Source organism: Ruminococcus sp. CAG:330, assembly GCF_000437175.1.
GTDB lineage: Bacteria > Bacillota > Clostridia > Oscillospirales > Ruminococcaceae > Ruminococcus_C.
On record NZ_FR898036.1, the window covers coordinates 41,677 to 59,095 of the forward strand.

Genomic DNA, 17,419 nt, shown 5'->3' on the forward strand with positions numbered 1-17,419 from the left:
TCTTAGTGTTCCATCAGCAGACGCTCATTGCAGAACTCGCATTCCAGCAGGGAATTTCCAAGGGAAATAAAGCTCTTGGGCAGATAGGCTTCCGTGTGCGTGATGCAGTTGGGGTTCTTGCAGACTGCGCCGGGGTAAGTCTTGCCGTGGAGCAGTGTGGTGTGGGTGTCCAGATTCAGCATGGTGATGATGAGTGCCATGCGGGCATACATGCCATAGCGTGCCTGCTTAAAGTACATGGCACGGGGATCGTCGTCCAGTGCCACTTCGATTTCGTCCACACGGGGCAGGGGATGCAGCACGATGAGGTCTTTCTTGGCAGCCTGCATCTTCTTGACGGTGAGGACATAGGTGTCTTTCTGCGCCAGATATGCCTCACGGCTGGCAAAGCGCTCCTCCTGGATTCTGGTCATGTACAGCACATCCAGTTCCGGCAGCGCCTCTTCCAGCGAGGAGATCTCCTCGTACTCGCAGCCGCTTGCGTTTAGAATGTCCTTGACGTAAGAAGGCAGGCTCAGTTCCGGTGTGGAGATCAGGATGAAGCGGTTGCCCGGGAAGCAGGACATCGCTTTCAGCAGGGAGTGTACCGTTCTGCCGTTGATGAGGTCGCCGCACAGACCGATGGTCAGATGGTCGAGTCTGCCCTTTTCGCACTGGAGCGTCAGCAGGTCAGTCAGCGTCTGGGTGGGATGGAGGTGACCGCTGTCACCGGCGTTGATGACCGGACAGTCTGCGGACAGCGCAGCTGCCTTGGCAGCACCGGCAACGGGGTGGCGCATGACCAGAATGTCTGCATAGCCGCTGACGATCTTGGTGGTGTCCTTGAGCGTCTCGCCCTTGGAAACGGAGGAGTTGGCGGGATTGTCGAATCCGATCAGACGGCCGCCCAGACGCAGCATAGCGGTCTGGAAGGACATCTGGGTACGGGTGGAAGGCTCGTAGAACAGCGTTGCCATGATCTTGTTGTGGCATGCGCCGGCGTAGATCTCCGGATGATTCTTAATCTGCTCGCCGAGATCAACAACTTGTTTCCACCAGGAAACGGGGTAATCGTTCAGGTCAATCAGATGAGGATAAGGTGAAATCATGATAAATACCTCCGTGAATTTGATGCACATGGCATGTTCTGCATTTTGTGCATCGGTTATCATTTATCACAGGATGTTGCTCCCGTTGATATACATTTTAAACTTCTTGTCGAAGAAGAGCGCCGCACGCTTGGAGAGCAGCATTCGCTCCATGAAGATTTCGAAGTATTCCAGCACGGACGAGATCTCCGTGTCGATTTTCAGGTCCAGCACCAGCGCTTTTTTGTCGTCGCTGAAATGCAGGTTGGAGTATTCCACGGCGTAGTTGACACGGTCGTGGATGTCGAAAGTCATAAAGTCTGTGTTGCGCACACGGCTGCGGCGAACGTCGGTCTTGTCGGCGATGATGAGGGCGGCGGAAATGGCATCCACCGGCTGTGCCGTGCCCTCGTCGTGGTTGCCGATGGCGGAGATGATGGAACAGATCTCATCCACCGGCATCTCCAGCCGGTCCAGCAGACGAAACGCCATGACGGCGCCGCTCTGGGCGTGGTCGGTGCGGTTGATGACGTTGCCGATGTCATGGAGAAATCCGGCGATCTTGGCAAGCTCCACCTGCCGTGCCGGATACTCCAGCGTTTCCAGGATCATGGCAGCCGTGTGCGCTGCCTTTTCCACATGGGCAAAGGAATGCTCCGTGTAGCCGATGGCAGCGAGCGCCATGTCGGCACGGCGGATGTACTCCCGAATGTCCGGATTCTGGCGGATATAGGCGTAAGTTACATGACTTGACATGACGGCTCCTTACTGCTGTGCGCCCGGTTCGCAGCACTCCGGAAAGTAAACGTGATACCATACGAGGAAGACGTACAGCGTCCAGATCTTACGGCTGTTGTCCGCCTTGCCGGCACGGTGGTCGTCCAGAAGCTGCACCAGCTTTTCGGTGTGGAAGAAGCGTCCTGCCACATCGCTCTCGAATGTCTTGCGGACGATCTGGTAATAGGTCTCCTCTTTCAGCCAGACACGGATGGGAACCGGGAAGCCCAGCTTTTTCTTGGCTGCGGTCTTGGCGGTCTGCGGGGGCGTGTCTTTCTTGGCAGCCAGACGCATGGCGTACTTGGTGATATAGGGGGTGTGGGAGTCCGTGACTTCCTTGCGTGTCACACGGAACCGTGTGGGAATCTGCTCTGCCAGCGCCATGACCTCACGGTCGAGGAACGGCACACGCACTTCCAGCGAGTTCGCCATGCTCATCTTGTCGGCCTTGAGCAGAATATCGCCTGCCATCCATAGATGCAGATCGAGGTACTGCATCTTGGTGACATCGTCCTGATCCTGCACCTTGTCGTAGAACGGCTTGGTGACTGCCATGGGGTCGGGGGCGTTGGTGCGGATTTTCAGCAGTGCCTTGCGCTCTGCCGGTGTGAACATATACGCATTGCCGATGAACCGTTCCTCCAGATCCTTGCCCTTGCGGACGAAGAAGTTTCTGCCACGGTGCGCCGGCATTTTTTCGGCGATGTGGCCGATGCCACGGCGCAGACCACGGGGGAGCTTGTCGTATGCCGACCCGCCCGGTTCGCTGTAGACGTTGTAGCCGCCGAAGATCTCGTCGGCGCCCTCACCGGAGAGGACGACCTTCAGGGAATGGGATGCCAGATTGCACACGAAGTACAGGGCAATGGCGGAGGGGTCTGCCAGCGGTTCGTCCATGTGGTACTGGATCATGGGGATCTTCTCCCAGTATTCCTCCGGCGTGATGACCTTGTTGTAGTTCTTTTTGCCGATGGCCTGGGAGAAATTCTTTGCCCAGCCGATCTCGTTGTAGCGCTCCTCGCTGCCGAAGCCCACGGTAAATGTTTTATCCACGTTGGCGATGGCAGCCACATAGCTGGAGTCCACGCCGCTGGACAGGAACGAGCCGACCTCAACATCGGCGATCTTGTGCGCCTCCACACTGTTGTGGAACGTGTCGGAGATGCGGTTGACCCAGGTGTCCAGATCCGGCTGTTCGTCTGCGTGGAAGTGCACGTCCCAGTAGCGCTTCATCTCGAATTTGCCGTCCTTGTAGGTGAAGTAGTGCGCCGGCGGCAGCTTGTAAACGCCCTGGAAGAAGGTTTCGTCGCAGGGGGAGTATTGGAAGGTGAGGTAGTTTTCCAGCGCCGTGGTGTTGAGGACTTTCTTGAAGTGGGGGTGGCACAGGAAGCTCTTGATCTCCGAGCCGAACAGCAGTGTCTCGCCCATCTGCGCATAGTACAGGGGCTTGATGCCGAAGAAATCCCGTGCGCCGAACAGCGTCTTTTCCTGCTTATCCCAGATGACAAAGGCGAACATGCCCCGCAGCTGATCCAGCAGCTTGGCACCGTATTCCCGATAGCCGTAGATCAGAACTTCGGAGTCGGTCTGTGTGGCGAAATGGTAGCCCTTTTCCATGAGGCGTGCACGGATTTCCTGATAGTTGTAGATCTCGCCGTTGAACACCAGCACCAGATTGCCGTCCTCGCTGTAGAGTGGCTGTGTGCCTGCCTCAGACACATCGATGATGCTCAGCCGGCGGTGTCCCAGCGCAATATCCTCGTCGATGTAGGTGCCCTCAGCGTCCGGCCCGCGGTGCTTGATTTTGTCCAGCATCTCTTGGAGCACACGGTTGGAATTGTCGATGTGATTGGTAAATCCTACGAAACCACACATGGAATGACTCCTTTCTGAACGGCGTGGTGCTGCCCTTGCTGCCGTTCGGGGAAAATATGGATGACCGGCAGCGGTCTGCCGGAAACTTTCATAAAATATGACTTGCAAAATCCTCGGAAATCCCGTATAATAGAGGCAATGCATCTGTTCCGGCAAGAGCCGGCGGATTTCCAGAGGAGGAATGAAACATGCGCAGAAAAAAACAGAAACAGCTTCGCCGTGTGGATGACATTCATAAACCCAGACCGTTTCTGCGGTTTCGGCTGGGCGCAGTTTTGCTCTTTTTTGCCGTCAGCATGGTGGCGTGCCTGATCTATTACATGATCCTTGCCAACGCCGATGCCAGCTATGTCATCACTGGGTAGGAATGTCCTCCGGCATTTTCGCCGGCACAAAGCTGCCGCTTGTCTCATCATAGGCATATGCGGCAACCGCCGGCGGCGTTCCTTTTTGTAAAAGCGGTGCCAGCTTTGGCTCCAGCTCCAGCGCCCGTGCCACGGACACCAGAAGACTGTTCCCCGGATTGACCAGTTCCAGTCCGGTTTCGCAGCCGTACAGCAGCTGCCACCCCGTATCACGGGCATCGCAGACTGCATCGGTGCGCAGAACCAGCCCGATGGTGCCGGTTTCATAGGCACGGCGTGAGAGAAAGACCAGCCGGTCGTTCCATTCGTATTCAGCGGCGTTCAAATCAAAGGACCTCCTGCGTGAAATTTTGGTAAGCTACACTGCAGTGCTACCTTATATTATATCGCAGTTTTTCAGAAATTGCAAGTGCCCGCAGAATCCCTCGGCGGAAATGGCAACATGCACAAATTCCACAGACTTTTTCTTCTGAAAATCGAAAAAAAACCGAGAATTTTTGCTTGACACATCGGCTCGCTTTGTGGTATAATAATACTTGTACTGTCAGAGAGACCGGTTATAATCTTGCGAAACGCCGGCAGTGCAGTCTAACCCAACTGCCCTCTGCCTGATTCCCGTTTCCGGGGATCGAGATTATTTTTGATAGAATTTATAAGATGGAGGAATTGACTATGGCAACAACTATGCCGAAGGCCGGCGAAGTAGACCGCAAGTGGTACGTTCTGGATGCTGCTGGTAAGCCGCTGGGACGTGTTGCAGCACAGGCTGCACATCTGCTGCGTGGTAAGCACAAGCCGACATTTGCACCGCACGTAGACTGCGGCGACAACGTAATCATCATCAACTGTGACAAGGCTGTCCTGACTGGTAACAAGCTGGAGAAGAAGTACTATTACTGGCACACCGGCTGGATCGGCGGTCTGAAGAAGACACAGTACAAGGTTATGATGGAAGAAAAGTCTGACGAGGCTATGATGATCGCAGTAAAGGGTATGCTCCCGCACAACACACAGGGTGCAAATCAGCTGAAGCGTCTGCGCACTTACAAGGGCGCAGAGCACAAGCAGGCTGCACAGAAGCCGGAAGTTTGTGAGTTCTAAGGAAGGGAGCAGAAAAGATGTACGAATCTAAGGTAAAATATTACTATGGCACCGGCAGACGTAAGAATTCTGTTGCAAGAGTTCGCCTGTATCCCGGTACCGGAGCTATCACCATCAATGGCAGAAGCATCGACGAATACTTTGGTCTGGAGACTCTGAAGCTGATCGTTCGTCAGCCGCTGGCTCTGACGGAAAACACCGACAAGCTGGACGTTGTCTGCACCGTAACCGGCGGCGGCGTTACCGGTCAGGCTGGCGCAATCCGTCACGGTGTTTCCCGTGCACTGCTGGAATTCAGCCCGGAGCTTCGTCCGGTTCTGAAGAAGGCTGGCTTCCTGACTCGTGACCCGAGAATGAAGGAACGTAAGAAGTACGGTCTGAAGGCCGCACGTCGTGCACCGCAGTTCTCCAAGAGATAATTTCCCGCCCGAAGGTCAGCGTACTTTCGGTGGAATCACAAAAAAGCATTTTTCATCGCTCTGCCTTTCGCAGGGCGATTTTTTTGTGCAAAAAATCAGCCCCGGACGAAATATTCCGTCCGGGGCTGATACTTATCGGTTCCACTGCTGAATGCACGCTTTCATTTCCTCCACGGCGAGCACGCCATAGGCGAAGCCCTTCCGCACCAGCGACTCCGGCAGAAATTCGTCGTATTTCTCGAACAGCGGCAGTTCCTTGGGGTAGACCAGTTCCATGGGATCCAGAGGACGGCGTGCCTCCTCCTGCAATACGCGGAAAAACGTCTCCCGATCTGCCTGCATTTTAAACTGAATGAAGTACGGGCGGGAGGCGGACAGACCGGAGAGCTTCAGCGAACCGGCGCACCTGACTTTCAGGAATCGTTCCAGCGCCAGAAACGCATACGTGCCCATCCACGGGAACAGACACCACATGTCGCCGCCCAGACAGATCAGCGTGTGCTCCGTGACGCCGGAGCTGCGTGCAGCATGCCGTGCCTGCTGCAACCGTGCGGCGGCGTGCGCCATGAGGTAGGGGTACTGGGTATCCTCCCGCAGCACCTGCCGCATACGCTCTAAAATCTTGGTGTGGATATCGCCGGGGCACTCGCCGAAGTACGCCGGCACTTTCCCCTTGATCTGTTCGCAGTAGACCACGTGGCGCTTGTGGTCGATGTCCTCGATCACCCAGACGTGTCCGGCAATGGCGATTTTCTCGCCGATGGGCGGCGGCTGGACGATCGTCCCCAGTTCCTGCGAATTCCACCGCACCGTGTACTCCTCGTTTTCCTGAAATACAGCATAGAAGCGGAACGAATTGATGATGCGCTCGCCGGCAAGCCCCACGATCAGTCCGCCGTTCTCCGTCCGCTGGATGTGGTCGGTTTCCAGCAGATGCCGGAGCAGTGTGCGGAAGTCCTCCTGTGAAACCCGATGGAAATAGGGCAGCGTCAGAATGCGGGATGCCAGCGCCGCCGGCGACATCTCCCCGCACGCCGCAAGGGTGCTCATGGTCTGGTGGTACACCAGGCTGTAGGGCAGCCGCTCCAGCCGTGGCGGCTCTACCCAGCGCTCTTCCAGATACAGCTGAATCAGGGCGATTCCCTGCAATAGTTTCCACGGCACGGTTTCCGGCAGAAGCGCACGCGGCTCCGGCTCATCCTCCCGAATGACGAACCACATCTCCGGCGGCAGTTCCCGTCTGCCGGTGCGCCCCATGCGCTGAAGAAAGGAGGATACGGTGAAAGGCGCATCGATTTGAAACGCACGCTCCAGCCGCCCGATGTCGATGCCAAGTTCTAGCGTCGCTGTGGTGACGGTGGTGAACAGCGCATCTTCGTCTTTCATGGCATCCTCGGCGGTCTCCCGGTAGGCGGCGGAGAGGTTGCCGTGGTGGATGAGGAAACGGTCCGGCTCATGGCGAGCCTCGCAGTACTGCCGGAGGGTGGTGGTGACGGCCTCGCACTCCTCACGGGAGTTGACAAAGACCAGACACTTTTTGTCCCGTGTGTGCTCGAAAATGTAGCCGATGCCGGGGTCGGCGTGCTCCGGTGCAGTGTCTGTCTTTTCCGCCAGTGCAGGCGCCGGTGGCGTGTCCGTTTTCTCGGAGGCAGCCTGTTCGCCGTGGATGAAAAAGTGCTCCATGGACAGCCGCCAGCGCATGCCTTTTGCCTGAATCTTGGGGGCTGCGGTGCGCCGGCCGGTGCCGAGGGAGAGAAATGCGCCCACACGTTCCGGGTCGCCGATGGTGGCGGACAGACCGATGCGCCTTGGATTGACGTTCGCCATGCGGGAGAGCCGCTGAATCAGACAGAGGGTCTGCCCTCCACGGTCGCCACGGATGAGGGAGTGGATCTCGTCGATGACAATGAAGCGCAGGTCATGGAACAGCTGCGGAATCGCCGCATGCTTGCGCAGCAGCAGCGCCTCCAGCGATTCCGGCGTGATTTGGAGGATGCCGGAGGGATGCTTCAGCATCTTCGCCTTGTGGGATTGGGACACATCGCCGTGCCAGTGCCAGACGGGAATGTCCGCCTCCTCGCACAGCTCATTCAGCCGCTGGAACTGGTCGTTGATGAGGGCTTTCAGCGGCCCGATGTAGATCGCTCCCACAGAGGCAGGGGGATCTTCGCAGAACTGGGTGAGAATGGGGAAGAACGCTGCCTCTGTCTTTCCCGAAGCGGTGGACGCACAAAGCAGCAGGTTGTCGTCGGTGTTGAAAATGACATCGCCGGCGGCGACCTGAACCGCACGGAGGGCTTCCCAGTTGTGCTGATAGATATAGTCCTGCAAAAACGGCGCATAGCGGTCAAAAATGGACATGGGAAATCCTCCTTACGCAAAGATGTCAGATATCGAACTCTGCAAATTCCGGCGCAATCGCATCCTCGCCGTCACCGCCGTCTGTCTGGGGCTGGGCGTAGGAGAAGCTGCCGGACTGGAGCAGCTGAGCCACCTGCAGCTGCGGATTCTGGTATACGATGTCCAGCAGCTCGATGAAGTCACGGATGACCTCTCGTGGGGTGATGTGGGAGTCTGCGCCGATGCGCCCGAATTCGATCTGGATGAACTGTACCATGTCCTCCTGCGTCAGAGTCGGCGCATAGCCGAACAGCTGGGCGTGGATGTCCGTCAGCTTCTCGATGAGCACCAGCATTTCCTCGTTGGTGAGCGGGGTCAGGTGGATGACCGGTGCCAGCATGTCTTTCACGCCCTCCCGTCCGAAGCGTCCCTCCGCCAGCCGGGAGCGCAGCGCCTCATAGCTGTACACGCCGCGCCGGGTATCCTCGATGCACTGGGGTGTCCCACCCATGATGATGCCCAGATACTGCGCCTTTCCCTGAAGGGTGTCGTTGTACATGGTGAGAATTTTTTCGTAGTTGTACTGGCGGGTGATGCTGTTGGGGACTTTGTAGATGTTCACCAGCTCGTCGATGAGCACCAGCAGTCCGCTGTAGCCCGCCTGTTTCAGGAAAACGGCGAACAGCTTGATGTATTCGTACCAGTCGTCGTCGGTGATGATGATATTCACGCCCAGCTCCAACTTTGCCTCGGTCTTGGTGGTGTATTCGCCACGGAACCACTTGACCACCTTTGCCTTACTCTCGTCGTCGCCGTCCCAGTAGGCGTGGAAGTAGATGGTGAGCAGCTTGGCAAAATCGAAGCCGTGCACCATTTCGTTCAGGGCGCTGATGACAGTGTAGATCTTCTGTTCCACCAGCTTCCGGAATCTGGGGTCGCTGGTGTCCAGCCCGCTCTCCGCCACAGTCTCGCTCTGGATGCCGCTGATCCAGCGGTCGAGAATCAGCGTCAGCGCACCGCCGTCCGGACGGGTCTTGGTGGACATGTTCCGAATCAGCTCTTTGTAGGTGGCAAGTCCCTGTCCCTTGGTGCCCTGTAGCCGGCGCTCCGGTGAAAGGTCGGCATCGACGACCACGAAATTGCGGTCCATAACGTGGCTGCGGATGGTCTGGAGCAGGAAGCTCTTGCCGCTGCCATACTTCCCCACAATGAAGCGGAAGGAGGCACCGCCCTCTGCGATGATATCCACATCGTGAAGCAGCGCATCGATCTCCAGTTCTCTGCCCACAGTAATGTAGGGCAGTCCGATGCGTGGCACAACGCCGCCTTTCAGGGAGTTGATAACGGCGGAGGCGATTCTCTTGGGGATTTTCATGGCGCAATCATTCCTTTCAAGTCGTCTGCATAGTCCTCGATGAGTTCCGGCGTGTCGCCGTCGAAGAGAATGACAGTATCTGCAAATTGGTCGAATAGTTTTTCGTTGATCTGTTCCGCCACCACGGAGGGCATCTGCCCGTGCTTCCGGCAGAGCGCCTCGCAGGAGGTGTGGTCAAACAGGCACTGGAGGAACTGTACCTCCAGCGGTGTCAGAAGCGAGTCCTCAGATACTGGCGCAGACGCAGGCGGGGCGGGCGCAGGTTCGGGGGAAACCGGTTCCGGTGCGGGTTCCTCCGCCTCGTCCACCAGCAGCTTTTCCCGTGTGGCCGCAGCAGCCTCCCGGATGTGCGCCAGCTGGGAAAAGTCGATCTGTACCCGTGCAGCCTCTTCCTCCTGTTTCCGGCGCTCCTCCTCCCGCTGTTTTAGGAAATCCTGTAGTTCAGTTTCCAGAATCTTCTGCATATACTGGGGAATCTCCGGCGGTTTCAATGCATAGCGGTAGTGGTAGCTCTCCCGCATGGCGCAGTCAATGGCTTTGAGCAGTGCGCCCAGCTTCTGGTTTTTCTGTGTGGCGATGGTTTGTTCTAGCCGCCAGACGCCGTCCCGGCAGGTGTAGGTGCACAGCTCGCTGACGGCATAGGTGCGGTCGGGGCATGCGTTTTCGTCCCGATAGGGGTAGAAGTACGCCTCAGGGAACATTGAGATATTCTCATGCACCTTTTTTGGAAAAAGTGCATGAAACAGATCGTTTTTCCGGTACCTTTCGTAGTACTGCCACAGCGCCCGAAAAATGCGGCAGGTGACCGTCTGCACGTCCTCCGGATAGGCTTGGTAGAACTTGGAACGGTTGAGTGCGTAAGAGGCGCAGACGGACAGGGTGTCGCACAGTTCCGCCGGTGTGTGCTCGTCCCAGTGCAGTAGCGTCAGCATGGCATCCGACCTCTCGCTGCGGTATGCCTCGCTGAGCAGGTCGGGGGAGAGCCCGTAGCAGATGATGTAGCTGTCGATCCATTGCTGGAAAAGCGCCGGACGAATGACAAGATACGCCAGGGAATCGTCGGTTTCGTGACAATAGGCATTTTTCAGTGCCTGTAGCTTTTGCAGCCCGTCCATGCTGTCAGAAACGCCGATCTGGTTGAGCAGTTCGAATGCGTAAATGGCGATGAACGCCGGAATGGCGAACGGATAGTTTCCCTGCCGTACCTTGGTGCGCCAGATAAAATAGGCGGTCAGCTGTTTGTCGGTGAGTGTCGCATAGGAGGCGTAGGAAGCATGGGTGGAACTCGCCCATGTGAAGCTGATGTCGGAATCGCCCGTCTCGGTGTAATCCTCCATGCACTTTGCCTGCTGGTAGAAGAGCCAGTCGCCGGAGCGCCAGTATGCCTCCGGACTGCGCTGGATCTGGCGAAGCTCCCGAAACTTTGCGGTTTTGGGGCGGGCGATCTTGGCGGCAGGGCGCAGAATCGGCTCGTCCTGATAGGTGCCGCCTTGAGATGGCGTTTGCCAGCCCTTTTCAGAAAGCAGCTCTTGCAGCATATTCAACAGTTTATCAAATTCCATGCGTCACGCCCTCCTTTTTTCGCTGGTTTGCATCAGGCGTATCTCTATAAGAACCAGTCTTCACAAGCGTATCTACGTGTCTTTTCGGCAAATTTTGCCGAAAAGGCGTACATTTTATTTTTATGGGAACATGCTCTAGTATAGCATATCAGGGGGGTGTTGTCAAACGCAGGTTCAAAAACGGCAGAGCGCTTTCTGCAAAATGCGCCCCGTCATTCTCCGGAAAAAAAGGGGGACTCGCTCTTTTCAAATTTTTTTCTGATTTTTTTGAAAAAGCGATTTCTATTTTTCGCAAAATATGTTATAATGGGGGAAAGCAGGAGTCTGCGTGCCAATCCATGCACGGCAGATTTCCGGACAGGAGGAATTGAAGATGCAGAAAAAAAGAGGAATACGCCGTGGACTGACGCTGCTGCTGGCAGTGTTCTGTGCGCAGGCAGCGCTGGCTCTGGGCGGATGCGCTTCCGATGCGCCGGAGAAAACGGAGTCCGGCAGAACCGCCGTGACAACAGCCGAAGAGGACAGCAGGCAGTCAGACACCAAGAAAACCACAACCGCTACTGCCACGGCATCCAAAAAGACAAGCACCACGCAAAAGACTGCCGCAGCTGCGGCCGGCAGCCCGTCGGAAACGAAGCCGGCGAAGAGCAGCAGCCGGAATGATGCTGCGCCGTCGGGAGAACAGGATGCGGCACATGCCGGCGAAGCAGAAGAGGCACAGACACCTGCCGGCGTGCAGGCGGAGGAGGGCGAACTGCCGGTTCTGACCGATGCGGCGAAGAATTCCGGCAGCTCGTCTAAACAGACAGAACCCAACACCGATGCACCGGCGGAGGAGAGCGTGATCGAACTGCCGTTTGTGCCGGCGGAGTAAAACCTGCCACATCCCGTTTGAAAAACGTGCAAGATTTCCGGTTTCCCGCATAAGATAGAGCATGCGCCTTTGCGTATGAAGAAACCGAAGAGGGAGGCACGTTTTATGTGCGGAATCACGGGAATGGTACATTGGGAACAGGATTTGCGGAAACAGGAACCGCTGCTCCGTGCCATGCAGCAGACCTTGCAGCGGCGTGGGCCGGATCAGGAGGGCGTTTTTCTGTCGCCCTGCTGTGCCATGGCGCACACTCGTCTGGCGGTCATCGACGTGGAAAACGGCAGACAGCCCATGGAGGCAGAGGTGGGCGGAGAAACCTATACCATCGTCTACAACGGCGAGCTGTATAACACGCCGGAACTTCGGGAACAGCTGGAACGGGCGGGGACAGTGTTCCGCACCCGCTGCGACACGGAGGTCATCTTGCAGGCATACGCCCGCTGGGGACCGAACTGCGTCACCCAGATGAACGGAATCTTTGCGTTTGCCGTCTGGGAACACACGGCGCAGCGCCTGTTTCTGGCACGGGACAGAATCGGGGTCAAACCGCTGTTTTATGCGGAGATCCCCAACGGTCTGGTCTTTGGCTCGGAGATCAAGGCGCTTCTGGCGCATCCGGAGGTGCCCCACGAGATCGACCGCACCGGCATCTCGGAGCTGCTGTTTCTGGGACCGGGCAGAACCGCCGGACACGGCATTTTCCGAACCGTGCGGGAGGTGAAGCCGGCGCACTGCGGATATTATACCAGCGATGCTCTGCACCTCTCCGCTTACTGGCAGCTGCGGGCAGCGCCCCACACGGAGAGCTTCGCACAGACAGCGGAGCATGTGCGGGAGCTGGTGAAAGACGCCGTCCGGCGGCAGCTGGTTTCCGATGTGCCCATCGGGACATTTCTCTCCGGCGGGTTGGACTCCAGCCTGCTGTCCTCGCTGGCAAACGGCTTTTTGCAGGAGCAGGGGAAAACGCTGCACACGTTTTCCGTGGACTATCGGGACAACGACCGGTATTTCCGAAAGAGCCACTTCCAGCCTACCAGCGACCCCGCCTATATCCGCTGTATGGAGCAGTATCTGGGCAGCCGCCACCACTGGACGGTGCTGGATACGCCGGCGCTTGCCGAGGCGCTGTATGCAGCAGTAGATGCCAGAGATGTGCCGGGAATGGTGGACGTGGACAGTTCGCTGCTGCTGTTCTGCCGGGAGATCCGGAAAGAGGTCACTGTGGCACTGTCCGGCGAGTGCGCCGACGAGCTGTTCGGCGGCTACCCGTGGTATCGGGATCCGGAGGTGCGCCGTATCAACGGCTTCCCCTGGGCGCAGAGCACCGCCTACCGCAGTCAGTTTCTGCTGCCGGAGCTGGCGGCGGAACTGGACGCACAGCAATATGTGCAGCGAGCCTATGAGGCGACCATTCAGGCAGCGGAAAAGCTGCCGGAGGACTCCCCGCTGGAACAGCGGATGCGGGAGATGATGAAGCTCAATCTGGACTGGTTCATGCAGACGCTGCTGGATCGAAAAGACCGCATGAGCATGTACAGTTCGCTGGAAGTGCGTGTGCCGTTCTGCGACTACCGCATTGCGGAATACCTTTATAATGTCCCGTGGGAGTACAAGGACTGGGAGGAACACGAAAAGGGCTTGCTGCGCACAGCGATGCAGGATTATCTTCCGCCGGAAGTGCTGTGGCGGAAAAAAAGCCCCTATCCCAAGACCCATAACCCCAGCTATCTGCGGACGGTCTGCCGGATGCTGGAACAGGTCTTGCAGGATCCGCAGGCACCGGTATTGCAGCTGGTGCGGCGGGAGATGCTGGAACAGCTGCTGCAATCGGAGGAGTCGGTGCAGTGGTACGGACAGCTCATGACACGCCCGCAGATCATCGCCTATTTTGTCCAGATGAACTATTGGATGGAGAAGTATCAGGTGAAAGTGGTGCTGTAAAATACGATGGCTCTTGTGTTCGCTCCTGTAGGGACACGGCGTGCCGTGTCCGCCCATTTCAACAAGGATAAAGTCCGTTGAAAACATTCCACCGGAATGTTTTCAAAACTATGGTACAGCAAGCGGGACACAGGGCGGAGCGGTCTTGTTCGCTCCGCCCTCGAAAAGCTGTCGCTTTTCTCACCCACCTTCCCCGTGCGCCAAAAGCATGGCGCAGGGAATTTCGCTGTCTGCGGACAGCGACTTAGAGGGACGTGCCCTCTAAGAACACCTCGCCAGCTGCGCTCAGCTGGAGCAGCCTTTTCGGGAAAACAGTTCTGAAATCTTCTCGTTTCTGCACGATGCTTTTTGTGTAGTGTCCGCCAGTTTCAGCATCGCACAAAATTTTTGCGATCCGATAAAAAGCGCCGGAGTGGTTCCAAACTGCTCCGGCGCTTCCAATAAGGATTTACTTTTTCTTCGTCCCTACGGATTTTTTTGGCTTTGCCGCAGGCTTCTTTTGCTGCGGTATCTTTTTCAGCAGGATTCCGCTAAACGGCGGCAGGTCAATCTGGAACTGGCAGCCGTTTCGGGTCATCTCGCCAACGATGGGTTTGGTGTCCTCCACGGTGTTTCCGTGGAATCGCTCCCAGTCGGTGTGCAGCAGCGGCTGCAATGCGGTGCAGTCCGGCAGGGTGAACGTATAGTGCTGTGTGCCCTCGTCGGAGAAGTGCAGGAGAATCACCAGATCTTCCCCGTGGGCAGCGTGGCGCTGGATGGCGTAGATGCACCGCTCTTCCTGATGGCAGTCCAGCCAGCGGAAGCCGTCCGCCTCATAGTCGCCCTCATACAGCGCCGGTTCTGTGAGATAGAGCCGGTTCAGCTCCATCATAAAGTGGTGGAACGCATCGTGGATGGGGAACTTCAGAATGTCGAAATCCTGCTGCTGGGTCTCCGTCCACTCCCGCAGCTGTCCCAGCTCGCTGCCCATGAAGAGCAGCTTTTTCCCCGGATGGGCGTACATATAGAGGTAGAGCGCCCGTGCCTGCGGGAACTTCTGTTCGTACTGCCCGAACATCTTTTGCAGAATCGTCGCTTTCCCGTGGACGTTTTCGTCGTGGGAGAGGGGGAGCAGATAGTACTCGTTGGGGAAGTACATCATGGAGAACGTGAGCTTGTGGTACTCGTTTTTCCGCTCCCACGGGTACTGGCGGAAGTAGTTCAGGGTGTCATTCATCCAGCCCATGTCCCACTTATAGTCAAAGCCCAGTCCACCGTATTCCACCGGTTTGGTGACACCGCTGTAATTGGTGGAGTCCTCCGCAATGAGCATGGCATCCGGATACCGCTGGTGCAGCCCCTGATTCATGCGCTTCAGGAACTGGATGCTGGACGGGTTGGTGCCACGGTATTCCTCGCCGCCCCAGTAGATCAGCCGGCTGACCGCATCCATGCGGATGCCGTCGAAGTGAAAGACATCCAGCCAGTAGAAGGCGTTGGACTGGAGGAAGCTGCACACCTCGCCCCGTGCGTGAATGAAATTGCAGCTGCCCCATTCGCTGTAGGTGTCCTCTTTTTCCGGGTATTCGTAGAGGGTCGTGCCGTCGTAGTGGTTCAGGGCGTAGCCGTCCACGGCGAAGTGTACGGGAACAAAGTCGATGATGACGCCGATACCCGCCTGATGGCAGGTGTCCACCAGCTGCATCAGCTGGTGCGCTGTGCCGTAACGGGCGGTGGGGCTGAAAAAGCCGGTGTTCTGATAGCCCCACGAACAATCCGCCGGATGCTCGCTGAGAGGCATGAATTCGATGTAGTTGTAGCCGTTTTCCCTGACGTACTTCACCAGCTTCGGTGCGATCTCCTCGTAGGTGTACCAGCCGTTTTCGTCGTGGGGATTGGTCATCCACGAGCCAAGGTGCACCTCGTAGATGTTGACGGGCTTGTGCCGGTGGTCGCTGCGCTGTTTCATCCAGCTGCTGTCGTGGAAGGTGTAGCTGGAGAGATCACGGATAATGGAGGCGTTGCTGGGGCGCAGCTCCATGCCGAATCCGTAGGGGTCGCAGTGGTCGATGGTCTCGCCGTCGGGGTTCTGCGGCGTGATGCGGTACTTGTACATCTGTCCGGGCAGCGCATCCGGCACGGTGATCTCATAGACACCGCCGTCATGAATGCGTGTCATGGGCATCGGCTCCCATTCGCCGCCCTCCCAGATCAGGGCGACAGCTTTGGCATTGGGCGCAAGGGTGCGGAACACCACGCCGTCCCTGGTGACGTGCGCCCCGAAATAGGTATGTGCATCAAAGGAATTTCCCAGAAAAAACTGATGGATATCCATGAATGTTGTAACTCCTCTCAATTCCGCAGTTTGTCACTTTCTGCTGAATTTATTTCTCTTTCCTATTCATTATACAGGAAACCTGCCGTATACTGCAAGCGCCAAATTGAAAAATACCGTTGTATTCTCGACATATCATCGAATATATGATGAGAAATAGACTGCCAACTGGAGAAAAAGAAAAAAATTTCGGAAACCCATTGCAATTTGACAGAAGATGGGGTATAATAAAAGAGCAGAGAACTCGGCCGTATCATGCGGTGCGGACCCTGTTGCAGAAATTTATTAGGAGGCACTCACTTATGTTAGTATCGGCAAAGGATATGATGGACAAGGCAAGAGACGGCAAGTATGCAGTCGGCCAGTTCAACATCAACAATCTGGAATGGACAAAGGCAATCCTGAACACAGCACAGAAGCTGAACTCTCCGGTAATTCTCGGCGTTTCCGGCGGTGCCGGCAAGTACATGACCGGCTTCAAGACTGTTGCAGATATGGTAAAGGCAATGGACGAATCTCTGGGCATCACGGTTCCGGTTGCACTGCATCTGGATCACGGTACCTATGATCAGTGCTATGCCTGCATCAAGGCTGGCTTCACCTCCATCATGTTCGACGGCTCTCACTTCCCGATCGAAGAGAACCTGGCAAAGACCCGTGAACTGGTTGCAGTTGCACACAATCTGGGTCTGTCCATCGAGGCAGAGGTTGGCGCAATCGGCGGCGAAGAAGACGGTGTCATCGGCAGAGGCGAATGCGCAGATCCGCAGGAATGCAAGACCATCGCTGATCTGGGCGTAGACATTCTGGCTGCTGGTATTGGTAACATCCACGGTGTATATCCGGCAAACTGGGAAGGTCTGAGCTTCGAGACACTGGCTGCTGTTAAGGAAGCCGTTGGCGATATGCCGCTGGTACTCCACGGCGGTACCGGTATTCCGGACGACCAGATCACCAAGGCAATCTCTCTGGGCGTTGCAAAGATCAATGTCAACACCGAGTGCCAGCTGGTATTTGCAGAAGCAACCAGAAAGTACATCGAAGAGGGCAAGGATCTGAAGGGCAAGGGCTTTGACCCGAGAAAGCTGCTCCTGCCGGGCTATGAGGCAATCATGGCAAAGGTTGAGGAGAAGATGAACCTGTTCGGCTCTGTCGACAAGGCATAAGCTTCAGAGATCCGGTTCTGAATTTCAAAAACCACAAAACAATGAGCGGAATGGGCGAACGCCTGTTCCGCTTTTTGTGTCTGTATCGCCTGCCCCGGCGCAGCCGCTGCGGAAACTGCCAAAAATTTTGGACGTTTACACAAAAGCGCTTGACAAGCCGGCGGTGTTTCCCATATAATAGAGGCAATACCCATTGCTATTTCAAAATCAGAGCTTGTGTTCGTAGGAAATATATGCGGATTT

The 17,419-nt window shown here is 56.5% G+C and carries 15 protein-coding genes; 6 read left to right on the forward strand and 9 right to left on the reverse strand.

What is annotated here, in order from left to right:
* Window positions 1–2: 2 nt before the first annotated feature.
* From pyrB to asnB (QZL66_RS04400), 3 genes are all read right to left on the reverse strand, one after another.
* Window positions 3–1,088 (reverse strand): aspartate carbamoyltransferase, encoded by a 1,086-nt coding sequence (pyrB, locus tag QZL66_RS04390; RefSeq protein WP_022410531.1) that lies wholly within the window; start codon window positions 1,086–1,088, stop codon window positions 3–5.
* A 66-nt stretch (window positions 1,089–1,154) separates the two neighbouring features.
* Window positions 1,155–1,823 (reverse strand): HD domain-containing protein, encoded by a 669-nt coding sequence (locus QZL66_RS04395; protein ID WP_022410532.1) that lies wholly within the window; start codon window positions 1,821–1,823, stop codon window positions 1,155–1,157.
* A gap of 9 nt (window positions 1,824–1,832) precedes the next feature.
* Window positions 1,833–3,719 (reverse strand): asparagine synthase (glutamine-hydrolyzing), encoded by a 1,887-nt coding sequence (asnB, locus tag QZL66_RS04400; protein WP_022410533.1) that lies wholly within the window; start codon window positions 3,717–3,719, stop codon window positions 1,833–1,835.
* 188 nt (window positions 3,720–3,907) lie between these two features.
* On the opposite strand from asnB (QZL66_RS04400), the gene QZL66_RS04405 reads away from it, so the two are divergent.
* Window positions 3,908–4,084, forward strand: a complete 177-nt coding sequence (locus QZL66_RS04405; protein ID WP_022410534.1) for a hypothetical protein — start codon at window positions 3,908–3,910, stop codon at window positions 4,082–4,084.
* Here QZL66_RS04405 and QZL66_RS04410 read toward each other — a convergent pair.
* The gene (locus QZL66_RS04410; RefSeq protein ID WP_022410535.1) at window positions 4,074–4,409 is read right to left on the reverse strand and encodes an immunity protein Imm33 domain-containing protein; all 336 of its coding nucleotides are present in this window, start codon (window positions 4,407–4,409) and stop codon (window positions 4,074–4,076) included. The two genes, QZL66_RS04405 and QZL66_RS04410, sit on opposite strands and share 11 nt — an antisense overlap.
* A 347-nt stretch (window positions 4,410–4,756) precedes the next feature.
* Here QZL66_RS04410 and rplM point away from each other — a divergent pair, with 347 nt between their 5' ends.
* Window positions 4,757–5,185, forward strand: coding sequence for a 50S ribosomal protein L13 (rplM, locus tag QZL66_RS04415; protein WP_022410536.1), 429 nt, complete (start codon window positions 4,757–4,759; stop codon window positions 5,183–5,185).
* Between the two features lie 17 nt (window positions 5,186–5,202).
* Window positions 5,203–5,604 (forward strand): 30S ribosomal protein S9, encoded by a 402-nt coding sequence (gene rpsI / locus QZL66_RS04420; protein WP_022410537.1) that lies wholly within the window; start codon window positions 5,203–5,205, stop codon window positions 5,602–5,604.
* Window positions 5,605–5,736: 132 nt separating this feature from the next.
* Here the strand turns inward: rpsI and QZL66_RS04425 are convergent, their stop codons facing one another.
* The 3 genes from QZL66_RS04425 to QZL66_RS04435 are packed head-to-tail and all read right to left on the reverse strand — an operon-like array spanning window position 5,737 to window position 10,881.
* On the reverse strand, window positions 5,737–7,965 hold the full coding sequence (locus QZL66_RS04425; protein WP_022410538.1) for a DEAD/DEAH box helicase: 2,229 nt from the start codon (window positions 7,963–7,965) through the stop codon (window positions 5,737–5,739).
* 25 nt (window positions 7,966–7,990) lie between these two features.
* Complete coding sequence (locus QZL66_RS04430; RefSeq protein ID WP_022410539.1) at window positions 7,991–9,319, reverse strand: ATP-binding protein; 1,329 nt, start codon at window positions 9,317–9,319, stop codon at window positions 7,991–7,993.
* On the reverse strand, window positions 9,316–10,881 hold the full coding sequence (locus QZL66_RS04435) for a TerB N-terminal domain-containing protein (RefSeq protein ID WP_022410540.1): 1,566 nt from the start codon (window positions 10,879–10,881) through the stop codon (window positions 9,316–9,318). The genes QZL66_RS04430 and QZL66_RS04435 overlap by 4 nt, the downstream gene beginning before the upstream one ends.
* Window positions 10,882–11,254: 373 nt before the next feature.
* Between QZL66_RS04435 and QZL66_RS04440 the strand changes: the two genes are divergently transcribed.
* On the forward strand, window positions 11,255–11,755 hold the full coding sequence (locus QZL66_RS04440; protein ID WP_022410541.1) for a hypothetical protein: 501 nt from the start codon (window positions 11,255–11,257) through the stop codon (window positions 11,753–11,755).
* Window positions 11,756–11,860: 105 nt separating this feature from the next.
* Window positions 11,861–13,696: an asparagine synthase (glutamine-hydrolyzing) gene (asnB, locus tag QZL66_RS04445; protein ID WP_022410542.1), complete on the forward strand. Its 1,836-nt coding sequence runs from the start codon at window positions 11,861–11,863 to the stop codon at window positions 13,694–13,696.
* A 448-nt stretch (window positions 13,697–14,144) separates the two neighbouring features.
* Here the strand turns inward: asnB (QZL66_RS04445) and glgB are convergent, their stop codons facing one another.
* A complete protein-coding gene (gene glgB / locus QZL66_RS04450) occupies window positions 14,145–16,010 on the reverse strand; it encodes a 1,4-alpha-glucan branching protein GlgB (protein ID WP_022410543.1) in 1,866 nt (621 codons plus the stop codon).
* 302 nt (window positions 16,011–16,312) lie between these two features.
* Between glgB and fba the strand changes: the two genes are divergently transcribed.
* On the forward strand, window positions 16,313–17,176 hold the full coding sequence (fba, locus tag QZL66_RS04455; RefSeq protein ID WP_022410544.1) for a class II fructose-1,6-bisphosphate aldolase: 864 nt from the start codon (window positions 16,313–16,315) through the stop codon (window positions 17,174–17,176).
* Here fba and QZL66_RS04460 read toward each other — a convergent pair.
* A partial coding sequence (locus tag QZL66_RS04460) for a hypothetical protein (protein WP_293601854.1) occupies window positions 17,110–17,419 on the reverse strand: 310 nt, incomplete at its 5' end. The genes fba and QZL66_RS04460 overlap by 67 nt on opposite strands.

Excerpts from the sequence above, each read along its gene's own strand:
- QZL66_RS04440 (WP_022410541.1), top strand. The coding sequence starts at position 11,255 with ATGCAGAAAAAAAGAGGAATACGCCGTGGACTGACGCTGCTGCTGGCA.
- QZL66_RS04430 (WP_022410539.1), bottom strand. The coding sequence starts at position 9,319 with ATGAAAATCCCCAAGAGAATCGCCTCCGCCGTTATCAACTCCCTGAAA.
- glgB (WP_022410543.1), bottom strand. The coding sequence starts at position 16,010 with ATGGATATCCATCAGTTTTTTCTGGGAAATTCCTTTGATGCACATACC.
- asnB (WP_022410533.1), bottom strand. The coding sequence starts at position 3,719 with ATGTGTGGTTTCGTAGGATTTACCAATCACATCGACAATTCCAACCGT.
- QZL66_RS04405 (WP_022410534.1), top strand. The coding sequence starts at position 3,908 with ATGCGCAGAAAAAAACAGAAACAGCTTCGCCGTGTGGATGACATTCAT.
- QZL66_RS04435 (WP_022410540.1), bottom strand. The coding sequence starts at position 10,881 with ATGGAATTTGATAAACTGTTGAATATGCTGCAAGAGCTGCTTTCTGAA.
- rpsI (WP_022410537.1), top strand. The coding sequence starts at position 5,203 with ATGTACGAATCTAAGGTAAAATATTACTATGGCACCGGCAGACGTAAG.
- rplM (WP_022410536.1), top strand. The coding sequence starts at position 4,757 with ATGGCAACAACTATGCCGAAGGCCGGCGAAGTAGACCGCAAGTGGTAC.
- asnB (WP_022410542.1), top strand. The coding sequence starts at position 11,861 with ATGTGCGGAATCACGGGAATGGTACATTGGGAACAGGATTTGCGGAAA.
- QZL66_RS04395 (WP_022410532.1), bottom strand. The coding sequence starts at position 1,823 with ATGTCAAGTCATGTAACTTACGCCTATATCCGCCAGAATCCGGACATT.
- QZL66_RS04425 (WP_022410538.1), bottom strand. The coding sequence starts at position 7,965 with ATGTCCATTTTTGACCGCTATGCGCCGTTTTTGCAGGACTATATCTAT.
- fba (WP_022410544.1), top strand. The coding sequence starts at position 16,313 with ATGTTAGTATCGGCAAAGGATATGATGGACAAGGCAAGAGACGGCAAG.
- pyrB (WP_022410531.1), bottom strand. The coding sequence starts at position 1,088 with ATGATTTCACCTTATCCTCATCTGATTGACCTGAACGATTACCCCGTT.